Annotated in this window: 12 protein-coding genes; all 12 read left to right on the top strand. The window is 69.4% G+C overall.

Annotated elements, in window-relative coordinates; all coding sequences use genetic code 11:
* Positions 1-17: 17 nt before the first annotated feature.
* The 12 genes from KSF81_RS09085 (at position 18) to pgsA (ending at position 12,285) form a co-directional block, all read left to right on the top strand.
* On the top strand, positions 18-1,271 hold the full coding sequence (locus tag KSF81_RS09085; RefSeq protein ID WP_217378699.1) for a hypothetical protein: 1,254 nt from the start codon (positions 18-20) through the stop codon (positions 1,269-1,271).
* A 277-nt stretch (positions 1,272-1,548) separates the two neighbouring features.
* Complete coding sequence (locus KSF81_RS09080; RefSeq protein WP_217378698.1) at positions 1,549-2,364, top strand: FkbM family methyltransferase; 816 nt, start codon at positions 1,549-1,551, stop codon at positions 2,362-2,364.
* A 68-nt stretch (positions 2,365-2,432) separates the two neighbouring features.
* Complete coding sequence (locus KSF81_RS09075; RefSeq protein WP_217378697.1) at positions 2,433-2,966, top strand: SRPBCC family protein; 534 nt, start codon at positions 2,433-2,435, stop codon at positions 2,964-2,966.
* 506 nt (positions 2,967-3,472) lie between these two features.
* Positions 3,473-4,216 carry a class I SAM-dependent methyltransferase gene (locus tag KSF81_RS09070; protein ID WP_254453430.1) on the top strand — a complete coding sequence of 248 codons (744 nt, stop codon included), beginning with the start codon at positions 3,473-3,475 and terminating at the stop codon, positions 4,214-4,216.
* Positions 4,217-4,446: 230 nt separating this feature from the next.
* Positions 4,447-5,397 carry an ABC transporter substrate-binding protein gene (locus tag KSF81_RS09060; protein ID WP_217378695.1) on the top strand — a complete coding sequence of 317 codons (951 nt, stop codon included), beginning with the start codon at positions 4,447-4,449 and terminating at the stop codon, positions 5,395-5,397.
* Between the two features lie 12 nt (positions 5,398-5,409).
* Positions 5,410-6,168 carry a hypothetical protein gene (locus tag KSF81_RS09055; RefSeq protein WP_217378694.1) on the top strand — a complete coding sequence of 253 codons (759 nt, stop codon included), beginning with the start codon at positions 5,410-5,412 and terminating at the stop codon, positions 6,166-6,168.
* A 181-nt stretch (positions 6,169-6,349) separates the two neighbouring features.
* On the top strand, positions 6,350-7,123 hold the full coding sequence (locus KSF81_RS09050) for an ABC transporter permease (RefSeq protein ID WP_217378693.1): 774 nt from the start codon (positions 6,350-6,352) through the stop codon (positions 7,121-7,123).
* Between the two features lie 92 nt (positions 7,124-7,215).
* On the top strand, positions 7,216-8,025 hold the full coding sequence (locus KSF81_RS09045) for an ABC transporter ATP-binding protein (RefSeq protein WP_217378692.1): 810 nt from the start codon (positions 7,216-7,218) through the stop codon (positions 8,023-8,025).
* Positions 8,026-8,081: 56 nt separating this feature from the next.
* Positions 8,082-8,840, top strand: coding sequence for an SDR family oxidoreductase (locus KSF81_RS09040; RefSeq protein WP_217381629.1), 759 nt, complete (start codon positions 8,082-8,084; stop codon positions 8,838-8,840).
* Positions 8,837-9,253, top strand: a complete 417-nt coding sequence (gene folB, locus KSF81_RS09035; protein WP_217378691.1) for a dihydroneopterin aldolase — start codon at positions 8,837-8,839, stop codon at positions 9,251-9,253. The genes KSF81_RS09040 and folB overlap by 4 nt, the downstream gene beginning before the upstream one ends.
* A 286-nt stretch (positions 9,254-9,539) precedes the next feature.
* The gene (gene uvrC / locus KSF81_RS09030; protein WP_217378690.1) at positions 9,540-11,474 is read left to right on the top strand and encodes an excinuclease ABC subunit UvrC; all 1,935 of its coding nucleotides are present in this window, start codon (positions 9,540-9,542) and stop codon (positions 11,472-11,474) included.
* 166 nt (positions 11,475-11,640) lie between these two features.
* Complete coding sequence (pgsA, locus tag KSF81_RS09025) at positions 11,641-12,285, top strand: CDP-diacylglycerol--glycerol-3-phosphate 3-phosphatidyltransferase (RefSeq protein ID WP_217378689.1); 645 nt, start codon at positions 11,641-11,643, stop codon at positions 12,283-12,285.
* Positions 12,286-12,326 lie beyond the last annotated feature (41 nt).

Raw genomic sequence — 12,326 nt, 5'->3', positions numbered from 1 at the left:
ATGGCGCAGGAAGAACGATGCGGATTCAGGCGGGCGGGATGGATCGCCCAGTGTTCTTCCTGCACATTGAAAAGACCGGCGGCAACACCGTAAATTCCTATTTTCTCTCCTTCCTTCCGGTCGAGTCCGTGTTTCCGCCTCCGCCGCAGCTGACAATTGAAGGTCACGATCTTGAACGCGCCCGCGAACTGTTGGACGGGCTGCAATATATCCATGGCCACGTTGGCTGGAATCTCGTGAACGAACTGCCACTGGACCGGATGCGGATAATCACCTTCATCCGCGAGCCGGTCAGCCTTCTTGTCTCGCATTATCTCTATGCCCGGCAGGATCCGGAACTGCCTCACCACGAGGCAGCGAAGACACTCCGGATCGACGAGTTCATGCGGCGCATTCCCGACTACCTGCCCGACCGGCAGGCGCGCACATTGGCCAATGCCTTCGCCATTCCGCCGGAGCCCTCCAACCTCACGGACGACAGGCGGCTAGCGGCCGTTCGGGCGATCCTCGACGAACGCTTCGATTTTGTTGGCATCACCGACCGGCTCGGAGAATCCCTCCATCTGCTATCCGAGAGGCTGGCACTGCCCTTGTTTCCCCTGGCTCGGGAGAATGTCTCGCAGACTGGAAAGGCCGAGCACGAAGATTGCCGCGCCCTGCTGATGCAGGAGGAGTTCCTGGCGCAGTTTTCCGGCGACCTCGCCCTGTACCGCATGGCGCAGCAGAAGATGGAAGGCTATCGGCGCGACAGCCGCCTGCATCGAGTGGAGAATCTGCTGCTGCGTGGAACCCGGTTCGGCACGCCGCGTCCCTTTGTCCTCGCCCGGAGCGCCGAACTGGAATTGGCCTTTGTGGATGGCTGGCAGCCGCAACGCTGGATGCCTGCGGCGGACGGGATGTCCGATGCCAACTACTGGTGGACTGATGGCCGTTCGGCGCGGCTGCTCGCGCATTCGCCGCATTGCCGGCCCTGCCGGCTTGGCATGAAGATTATCGGCACGGCAGGTTTCGCAGCCCAGGATATAGAAGTATTCGGGAACGGGAAGCGTCTTGAAACACTCTGTTCCGGAAGCGAGAGCGGCGTCAGGCTCGCCTTCACGGTGCCTGAGAATCTGCTCCGGGACCGTGCCGGCTTCGCTGAGATCGAAATTGTCGGGCAGCGTGCGATTGCACCGCCCGAAGCGCCCGAGCTTCCGATGCGCAGCGTGGCGGTAAGCGCCTTCTCGATTGCCCCGGCGAATGACCTGAAAGGCCCCACGGACGCCTCGTGACACCGTCGGGCTACGCGGCTTCCTTAGACGATGCGGCCGCGGGCGGCTCCGGAATTCCATGCAGGCCGGCACGGCAGGGTACCACGCCCGAGGCACTGCGGCCTTTCGCGCGAAACAAGGGCGCGTGGCTCCATCAATGGTTGTTCGCACAGGCCGAGGGCTCTAGTGTCCGACCATACTCGCTCCTGTGCAGAGATTCACGATGTCCGATACGCCCGGTTCCTTGCTCAGCATTCTCCAGCCGCTTGGAAAGCATATCGCGGCATTGCAGGCCCAGGTGGCAGTCCTGACTCAGGAGGTGCAGAGCCTCAAGAATGGCCAGACCATCTATCTCGGCGACCATGAAGCGTTGACGCGGCTCTATACTGGGCACCGCGTCTATGTGGACACCCGCGATGTCGGCATCTGCTCCCACCTCATGCTGGAGGGGCGCTGGGAGCCCTGGATCGAGGCGGTGCTGCGGGAGACGGTGAAGCCGGGCATGCGCTTCGCCGATGTCGGCGCCAATTTCGGCTACTACACGCTGCTCGGCTCCCATTGGGTGGGGCCGCAGGGCCGGGTCTTCTCCTTCGAGGCCAATCCGGACATCTGCCGCAAGCTGCGGAAATCGGTCTCGATCAATGGCTTCGACGACCGCGCCACGGTCTTCGACGTCGCGGTCTATTCGCGCGAGGCGGAGCTGGAATTCGCCTTCGTGCATGAATATTCGGGCGGCGGCGCGATCGGCGCCGGCGGACCGGGACAGTGGGAGACGCATCGGGTGCGGGTGCGCGCCGCACCGCTTGACCTGCTGCTGGCCGACCAGTCCTCGGTCGACGTGCTCAAGATCGATGTCGAGGGCGCCGAGCCCGAGGCCATCCAGGGCGCCGCCGCGCTGCTCGCCCGTTCGCCCCAGGTGACGCTGGTGGTGGAGTTCATGGCTGGCGGCATCGCGGCCTCGCCGGGTCCGCTGGCCTATCTGCAGGATTTCGCGCGGCAGGGCTTCAGCCTGGCGCTGATCGAGCCCGCCGGCCTGACCGGCAGGCTGTCGCCCGAAGCCTGCCTGGCCCAGCTCGGCAACCGGCTCGGCTACCTCTACCTGTCGCGGGGCTGAGTCCCGCAGGCGAACCGCGCCGCCGCCCCCGGCGTTTCCCCTCCGGTCACAATCGGAGGGGCGCAGCCATGGGCGACTATACCGGCCGCATCGAGATCGGCCGACCGGCGCAGGAGGTCTTCGCCTCCCTCGCGGATATCCGCAACATGCCGCGCTACCTGCCCAGCGTCCGCCACGTCCGTCAGGAAGGCCAGGCCCAGGACCGGGTGGTGATGGAGGGCGAGGCCGATGGCCGGGGCTGGCGCGCCGAAGGCTGGCTGCGCATGGATGCCGAGACGCGCCGGATGGAATGGGGCGCCGACGACCCGCCCGGCTACCGCGGCGCGCTGCGGGTGGAGCACGGCCCCAGGGACCGCAGCGAGGTGCATCTCCAATTGCACCTGACGCCGGGGCCCGAGGTGGCGCGGCGGATGCAGGCGCATCACGGCAATGTCGACCACGCCATGCGGGTGGCGATGGAGCGCACCCTCGGCAGCATCAAGGCCTGTTGCGAGGGGGCTCCGGGCGAGGCGGCGGCCGACAAGGACACCACCCGCAGCGCCGATGACCTGCCGGACAGCCGCCCCTTCGGCAGCAGCGCCACCCTGAACCCGGACATCTGAATCCGGATAGCCCCCGGCACCATGCGCTTCGGCCATCGCCACCCCCGCAAGCCGGCCAGACGGCGTCGTCTCCCTTGTCGGCGAACACCGTGCGGATGCGGGCCATGACCGAAGGCGGCCAGGAACAGGCGCCCGACGACGAGCGCGTCGTTGACCTTGGCCGCCATGGCGGCGCCGGCGGCCGGCACGCCGTCCCCATCCAACGCGGCGTGGCCCTCGGTGCCCCGCCTGGTCCGGTCGGTCGGGCTCGGTCCGGTGAGAATGCCGGTGTCCCTGGCTTGTGTCGCAGGCAGGGCAGCCGCCGTCGAAGCGGACGCTCGGGCTTGCGGATCGGCGGCACCGGCCCCTCACCGGACATTCGCACTGGACTTCGGCAGGCGTCATACTTCGTGCCGGCGGTGGGCTTGCGGCGGAGCAGGGCGCGAAGCGAGGAGGCCGTTGACGTGGAAACCGATCGGGTCTTCCGGGGATCAGTCCCCGCCTTGTATGATCAATACCTTGGGCCGATGATCTTCTCGCCCTACGCGGATGATCTGGCGGCGAGACTGGCGGGCCTGGAGCACGGCCGCGTCCTCGAAACCGCCGCTGGCACTGGCGTGGCCACGCGCGCTCTGGTCTCCGCCCTGCCCCAGGATGTTTCCATAGTTGCGACCGACCTCAATCAACCGATGCTCGACCATGCGGCGAGCCAGCTCTCCTCCGAGAGGGTGACCTGGCAGCAAGCGGACGCCCAGATGCTGCCGTTCCCCGATGGCATGTTCGACGCCGTGGCGTGCCAGTTCGGGGTGATGTTCTTCCCGGACAAGCCCCGGGCTTTCGCCGAGGCATTCCGCGTCCTGAAGCCAGGTGGGCGTTTCCTGCTCAGCGTCTGGGACCGCATCGAGGAGAATGAGTTCGCCGATGCTGTGGTGGCGGCGGTCGCGACGCTGTTCCCGCAGGATCCGCCGATGTTCCTGGCGCGCACGCCGCATGGCCACCACGATGCCGCGGCTTTGGAGGCGCAACTCCGGACCGCTGGGTTCGGGTCGACGCGTGTCGAGACCCTTGCGCGGGAAAGCAGGTCGCCAAGCGCGCTCTCGGTGGCCGTCGGATACTGCCAGGGCACGCCGATGCGGAACGAGATCGAGGCCCAGGGTGCGGAGGCCCTGGCCGCGGCGACCAGGGTCGCGGCCGCCGCGATCGCCGCGCGCTACGGCTCCGGGCCGGTCATCGGCCGGATCAGGGCCCATGTGATAACGGCCACACGGTAGCTCCGCCCAAGGGGAAAGGTGCCGAGGTTGCAGGCGAGCGCGTGCAGCTGCCGCCGGACGGCATTGGCCGCAAAGGAGCGGCACGACAGCCGGGTCCACCGGACCGCCGCATCGGCGCTTCATCCGGGGAATGCGGCTGAACCGCCATTTCGTTGCGGCGCAGGAAATCCTTGCGCTGCCGGGGCGGTCCGATAGGGTCTGCCGGGATCCGGCAGGGAGACAGGAACATCATGCTTCGCCGCAGCTTCGTGGCCGGCACCGCCGGCCTGCTCGCCGCCCCCGCCGTGCTGCGGGCCCAGGCGCTGCCGAAGATCACCATCGGCATGTCCGGCTGGACCGGCTTCGCGCCGCTGAGCCTGGCCGAGAATGCCGGGCTGTTCCGCGCCAATGGCGTGGAGGTGGAAACCAAATTCGTCCCCCAGCGGGAGCGCAACCTGGCGCTCGCCTCCGGCGCCCTGAACTGCGTGGTGACCACGGTGGACACCATGATCCTCTGGGCCAGCACCATCCCGCTGGTGCAGGTGCTGGTGCTGGACCGCTCGCATGGCGGCGACGGCGTGGCGGTGCGGCCGGCGATCGGCGGCTGGGCCGGGCTCAAGGGCAAGACCGTGGCGGTGGATGGGCCAGGCACCTCGCCCTATTTCATGCTGGCCTACATGCTGCGCGAGAACGGCATGTCGGTCCGCGACGTGCAGACCGCGGCGCTCGCGCCGCAGCCCGCGGCCCAGGCCTTCGTCGCCGGCCAGTTCGATGCCTGCGCCACCTATGAACCCTATCTCTCGCAGGTCCGTGCCATGGGCGCCGACAAGGGGAGGATCCTGGCGACCACCCTGGACTACCCCTGCATCGTGGACACCCTGGCCTTCCAGCCCGCCTTCATCGAGCGCAATGGCGAGGCGGTGCGGCGGGTGGTGAAATCCTGGTTCGACGCCATCGCCCTGATCGGCAGCGAGCCGGACCGGGCCTATGGGATCATGGGCCGCCGGGTGAACATGGCCGGCCCCGCCTTCCGCGACAGCGCGCAATACATCGAATGGCTCGACCAGGCGAAGAACCGCGACTACGTGGCGAATGGCCTGCCCGAGTTCCAGCGCAAGGCGCTTGCCGTGCAGCGGGAGAGCGGGGTGGTGCGCCAGGATGTCGACCTGTCGAAGCTGCTGGACACGCGCTTCCTGGGCTGAAGGCCCCCCTGGGTGAGCGGCGCCGCCCTCGGCCTCGGCATCTTCGCCCTGCTCTTCGGGGCGGCGATGGCGGCGCTCACCCTGCATCCGCGCCTGCCCGAGCGGCAGCGGGACCAGCGGACCGAGGATATCGTCCGGCTGGCGGTCGGCATGATCGTGGTGATGACCTCGCTGCTGCTCGGCATCCTGACGGGCTCGGTGAAGGCCTCCTTCGACGCGATGGATGGCAGCGTGCGCCGCCTGGCTTCCGAGGTGGTGCTGCTGGACCGCGCGCTGCACCTCTACGGGCCGCCGGCGGCGGAGGCGCGCGCCCTGCTGCGCCGCTATGCTGAGGCCACGCGGGAGGATACCTGGCCCCAGGGCGGCGCGCCGATCCGGCTGGAGAACCACGCCACCGGCGAATTGCTGAACGAGGTCGAGCGGGCGGTGCTGGCGCTGCCCGCGGCGGAGGAGGCGCAGCGGGCGCTGAAGCGGGGGGCCCTCCGCCGCCTCCGCGGCGTGGAGCAGCAGCGCTGGACCATCATCGAGGGCTCCGGCGCCACCCTCTCGGCCCCCTTCCTCGCCATCCTGGTGGGCTGGCTGACCCTGATCTTCGCGAGCTTCGGCTACAATGCGCCGCCGAACCGCACCGTGGTCGTCACCCTGCTGCTCTGCACCGCCTCCATCGCCGCCGCCATGTTCCTCATCATCGAGCTGGACCGGCCCTTCCGCGGCCTCCTCGCGGTATCGGACGAACCGCTGCGGCGGGCGCTGGAGCATATGCGGCGCTGAGCGGCGCGGCCTCGGCGCTTTGCCGGGGCGCCCGGCGACGCTACAGCGGCGTGCCGAATCAGTGGTTCGGCACGCCGCTGTAGCCTGTTGTTTGCAGCGCAGATTCACGCCTCCGGGCGGTTCCGCCCTGCGGCGATCCGCTCTAGGAAGGCGCCATGCAGCCTCCCTCCACCGCCCTGCCATGCAACCGCTGAAGCCGGTTTCCCCCGGCGCCCGCCTGGTGCTCGGCACCGGGTTCTTCGGCGTGTTCATCGCCTTCTGGGGCCTGATGACCTGGTCCGGCCTGGTGCCGCCGCTGTTCCTGGCCTCGCCCAGCAAGACCCTGCTGGCCGGCTGGTCGCTGCTGACGGAATACGGCTTCGCCGGCGATATCGCGGTGACCGTCTGGCGGGTCTTCGGCGGCTTCGCCATCGCCGCCGCGCTCGGCGTGCCGCTCGGCCTGATGATGGGCGCCTTCAAGGGGGTCGAGGCCTTCTTCGAGCCCTTCATCTCCTTCGCCCGCTACCTGCCGGCCAGCGCCTTCATCCCGCTGCTGATCCTCTGGGCGGGGGTGGGGGAGGCGCAGAAGCTCGCGGTGATCTTCATCGGCAGCTTCTTCCAGGTGGTCATCATGGTGGCGCTGGTGGCCGGCGCGACCCGGCCGGACCTGGTGGAGGCGGCCTATACGCTCGGCTCCCGCAGCACCGGCATCCTGCGCCGCGTCATCATCCCCGCCGCGGCGCCGCAGATCGCCGAGACGCTGCGCCTGGTGCTCGGCTGGGCCTGGACCTATGTGATCGTGGCCGAACTGATCGGCGCCAGCAGCGGCATCGGCCACATGATCATGGACAGCCAACGGCTGCTGGATACCGGGCAGATGATCTTCGGCATCGTGGTGATCGGGCTGATCGGCCTGGCGACGGATGTGCTGTTCAAGGCGCTGAACCGCTGGCTGTTTCCGTGGGCTGCGCTGTGACGCGCCATGGGGGGTGCAGGGGGGGCTTTGCCCCCCTTCCGCCGCGCAGCCAGGGTTGGTGTGGCGGCTGGATGCGCGGCGGACCAGCAGGCATGAGCGAGCGTGAGTTGCGCATCGAGGGCGTCACCCGCACCTTCCCCGGGCAGGGACGGGCCGCGCCGACGCTCGCGCTGCAACCAACCAGCCTGAGCGTGGCGCCCGGCGAGTTCGTCGCCATCCTCGGCCCCTCCGGCTGCGGCAAGTCCACGCTGCTGCGCATCGTCGCTGGGCTGGACCGGCCGAGCGGTGGCAGCGTGACGCTCGGCGGCCTGCCCGTCACCGGCCCCGGCCCGGACCGCGGCATGGTCTTCCAGTCCTACACCCTGTTTCCCTGGCTGACGGTCGAGCAGAACATCCGCTATGGGCTGCGCGAGCGCGGCCTGCCGGAGGCGCAGCAGCGCGGGATCGCCGCCCGCTTCATCGCCCGCACCGGGCTGCGCGGTTTCGAGAACCATTGGCCGCGCCAGCTCTCGGGCGGCATGCAGCAGCGTTGCGCCCTGGCCCGGGCGCTCGCCAACGACCCCGAGATCCTGCTGCTGGACGAGCCCTTCGGCGCGCTCGACCACCAGACCCGAGAACTGATGCAGGAATTGCTGCTGGAGATCTGGGACGACCCCGAGGCCGCCGGCGGCCGCAAGACGGTGCTTTTCGTGACGCATGACATCGACGAGGCGGTGTTCCTGGCCAGCCGCGTCCTGGTGATGTCCGCCCGGCCCGGCCGCATCAAGGCCGAGGTGCCGGTGCCGCTGCCCTATCCGCGCGACTGGACGGTGAAGACCACGCCGGAATTCGGCGCGCTGAAGGCCCGGCTGATGGCGGATATCCGGGAGGAGGTGCGGCGGGCCGCCGATGCCGGCGCGTGACGCCGCCCCGGCTCCGCGCTACAGGGCGGGCGTGATGCTCCCCATCCCCCCCCACCATCCCCCGCGCCGCGCTCGTCACCGGCGGCGCCAGGCGCCTCGGCCGCGCCATCGCGCTCGGCCTGGCGGAGGCGGGATTCGACCTGGCCATCCATTACGGCGGCAGCGCCGCGGAGGCGGAGGAAACCGCCGCCGCCATCCGGCGCCTCGGCCGCCGCGCCGTGACCCTGCGGGCCGAACTGGGGCGGGAGGCGGAGGTCACGGCCCTGCTGCCGGCCGCCATGGCGGCGCTCGGCCCCATCGGCGTGCTCGTCAACAACGCTTCCGCCTTCGAGCGCGACGAATGGCACGATGCCACGCGGGAAAGCTGGGACCGCCACCTGGAGCCCAATCTGCGCGCGCCCTTCGTGCTGGCCCAGGCCTTCGCCCGCGCCCTGCCCGCTGCGGCGGAGGGGCTGGTGCTGAACATGCTGGACCAGCGGGTCTGGTCGCTGACCCCGCATTTCATCTCCTACAGCCTGTCCAAGGCCGGGCTCTGGGCCCTGACGCAGCAATTGGCGCTGGCGCTGGCGCCGCGCATCCGGGTGAATGCCATCGGCCCCGGCCCTGCCCTGCCCAGCCCGCGCCAGACGCCGGCGCAATTCGCCCGGCAATGCGCCTCCGTGCCGCTGCGCCGCGGCTCCGGTCCGGAGGAGGTGGCGCGTGCCGCCCTGGCCATCCTGGCGCTGCCCGCCATGACCGGCCAGATGATCGCCCTCGATGGCGGGCAGCACCTGCAATGGAGCCCTGCCATGGCCACGGACCCCCTCGGCGAATGACCGGCTGTCCCTCAGGCAGCCCCTTCAGCGCCCCCAGCGCCACGGCGCGGGAACGTCTGGTCTTTGTCCGCGGCCTGGCCTTGCAGGCCCGGCTTGGCGTGCATCCGCACGAGAAGGCGGCGCCGCAGCGCGTGGTCATCGGCGTGGAACTGGCGGTGGAGGACGAGGCGGCGCCGGCCGGCATCGGCGCCGACGACCTGCGCCGAGTGGTGGACTACGAAAGGGTGGTGCGCGCCGCCCAGGCCGCCGTCGCCAAGGAACACACATTTCTGGTTGAAACGCTGGCGGAGCGGATCGCGGCCGCCGCGCTGGCCGACCCGCGCGTTCTCCGGGCCCGGGTTTCCGTGGAGAAGCCCGATGCCTTCCCGGACGTCGCGACCGTGGGCGTTGTCATCGAGCGGACGCGCAGTTGAAACAGTTCCCTGGCGTAACTTGTCCACTGCGATCACGGTTCCGAGAGGACTCATCCTGGCGTCAAGGGTTTTGTTGCCGTTGACTTATTCCAGACAGGGGATTTTCGGCTAAGCCACTGGAAATTCGAAACAAGATTTATATGCCTCATCTTTGGGCAATCACTTGTGACTGGCGGATGACAGCCATTTTCGACCCCTTCACCGGCCCGCATCCACAGAGTTTTCCACAGCTTCCGTGGAGAACCCGCGCTTGCCCCTGGGGGCCGCCCATCCCTAATCCAGCGCCATGACCCCCACCGAAGCAGAAGGCCCCGCGGTTTCCGCCGAAGCTCCAGAGATCGCCCCCGTCATCGACGGCGTCCGGGTGATCGAGGCGGCGCTCGCCACCCTGCCGCTCTCCCCCGGCGTCTACCGGATGCTCGATGCCAAGGGGGATGCGCTCTATGTCGGCAAGGCGCGGGCGCTGAGGAAGCGTGTTTACAGCTATACCCAGATCGCCCGCCTGCCGGAGCGGCTGCGCCGGATGGTGCACGAGACCCGCAGCCTGGAGATCATCACCACCGCCAGCGAGGCCGAGGCGCTGCTGCTGGAGGCCAACCTCATCAAGCGGTTGCGGCCGCGCTACAACATCGTCCTCAGGGACGACAAATCCTATCCCTGGCTGCTGCTGACCGAGGACCACCCCTATCCGCAGATCGCCAAGCACCGGGGCGAGCGGCGCAAGGGGGCCAGCTATTGGGGGCCCTTCGCCTCGGTCTGGGCGGTGAACCAGACCCTGGCGGCGCTGCAACGGGTCTTCCTGCTGCGCTCCTGCCGCGACACGGTCTTCGAGAGCCGCGACCGGCCCTGCCTGCTCTATCAGATCCGCCGCTGCTCCGCCCCCTGCGTCGGCCGCATCAGCCAGGAGGACTATGCCGAGCTGGTGCGCCAGGCGAGGCAGTTCCTCTCCGGAGAGACCCCCTCCATCCAGCAGAACCTGGCACGGGAGATGGAGGCGGCGGCCGAGCGCCTGGAATTCGAGCGGGCGGCGGCGCTGCGCGACCGCATCCGCGGCCTGACGCATGTGCAGGGGCGCGACCGCATCAACATGGATGGCATCGGCGATGCCGATGTGGTGGCGCTGCACCAATTGGCCGGGCAGTCCTGTGTGCAGGTCTTCTTCTTCCGCGGCGGCCGCAACAACGGCAACCGCCCCTTCTTCCTGAGCCACGCGAAACAGGACCAGCCGCCGGAAGAGGTGCTCGGCGCCTTCCTCGCCCAACTCTACGACGACCTGCCGCCGCCGCCCCTGGTGCTGCTCAGCCACGAGCCGCCGGAACGCGAACTGATCGCCGAGGCGCTGACGCTCAAGGCCGGCCGCAAGGTGGAGCTGCACCGGCCGCAGCGCGGCGACAAGCGCGCCGCCGTGGAGCATGCCGAAACCAATGCGCGGGAGGCGCTGGAACGCAAGCTCGCCGAGGGCACCGCGCAGGAGGCGCTGCTGCAGGGCGTGGCGCGGGTCTTCGACCTGCCGGCCACGCCGGAGCGGATCGAGGTCTATGACAACAGCCATATCCAGGGCACCAATGCCTATGGGGTGATGGTCGCCGCCGGCCCGGCCGGGTTCCTGAAGCAGGCCTATCGCAAATTCTCCATCAAGGGTCCCCTGAAGCCCGGTGACGACTTCGCCATGATGCGCGAGGTCTTCGAGCGCCGCTTCGGTCGCGCCCTGAAGGAGGACCCGGAGCGGGAAAGCGGCACCTGGCCGGACCTGGTGCTGATCGATGGCGGCCAGGGCCAGCTCAGCGCGGCGCGGGAGGTGCTGGCCGAGCTTGGTGTGCACGACATCCCGCTGGTCGCCGTAGCCAAGGGGCCGGACCGCGATGCCGGCCGCGAATGGTTCCACCGCACCGGCCACGAGCCCCTGCAACTGCCGCCGCGCGACCCGGTGCTCTATTATCTGCAAAGGCTGCGCGACGAGGCGCACCGCTTCGCCATCACCACCCACCGTGCCGGCCGTTCCCGGGCGCTGACGAAAAGCGAGCTGGACGAGATTCCCGGCGTCGGCAGCGCCATCAAGCGCCGGCTGCTGAACCATTTCGGCTCGGCCCGCGGGGTGCGGCAGGCGGGGCTGGAGGATCTGGAGAATTGCCCCGGCATCGGCCCCGGCATGGCGCGCCGCATCCACGGGCATTTCCACCCCGGCCAGGCCCAGCACGGCGCGGCGGCGCAGAATGCCTGAGGGCAGGTCGCGGACGGAGGCGGCGCAGGCGCGCATTCACCTCCGGCGAGCCCGCGCCGCTCTGGTTTCCTGAGCAAATTCATTACCCTGGAATCGCTTGCACGATTTCAGTCACGGCGCTTTTGCTCTAAAGGGTGCCGCAACACGGAAGCCCCTGCCCCTGGCCATGCCGACCGACCTGCCCAACCTGCTGACCCTCTCCCGAATCGCCGCCATCCCCCTGCTGGTGGTGCTGGTGGCGCTGCGCGAACCCTGGGGCGATGTCGCGGCCTGCGCGGTCTTCTCGGTCGCCGCCATCACCGACTACTTCGATGGCAAGATCGCCCGGCAGCGGCAGCAGATCACCGGCTTCGGCCGTATGCTGGACCCGATCGCGGATAAGCTGCTGGTCGGCGCGGCGCTGATGCTGCTGGCCGGGCACGACCGGCTTTCGGGCCTGGCGCTCTACCCCGCCATCGTCATCCTGCTGCGGGAGATCCTGGTCTCGGGCCTGCGCGAATACCTGGCGGGCTTGCGAATCGGCCTGCCGGTGACGCGGCTGGCCAAGTGGAAGACCGGCTTCCAGATGGGCGCGCTCGGCACCCTGCTGGCCGGGGATACCGCCGCCTCGGTGCTGCATCTGGGCTTCCTGCCGGTCTCGCTGATCGGCGAGGCGATGCTCTGGACCGCGGCGGCGCTGACTTTGCTGACCGGATGGGACTACCTGCTGGCCGGGCTGCGCCATGCGGAGCAGGATACCGGGAAGCCCGGCGGCAACCCGGCCGGGCAGCCTGCCCCGGAACGCCGCCCCGGCCCGCTGCTGCGGCCTTGAGGCGCGGGCGGCGGCGGCGCATCTTCCGCATATCGCCCGGC

The organism is Siccirubricoccus sp. G192 (assembly GCF_019084075.1).
Lineage (GTDB): Bacteria > Pseudomonadota > Alphaproteobacteria > Acetobacterales > Acetobacteraceae > G192.
The sequence above is the reverse complement of the archived record's forward strand: the minus strand, read 5'-3'. Positions and strand labels throughout refer to the sequence as shown.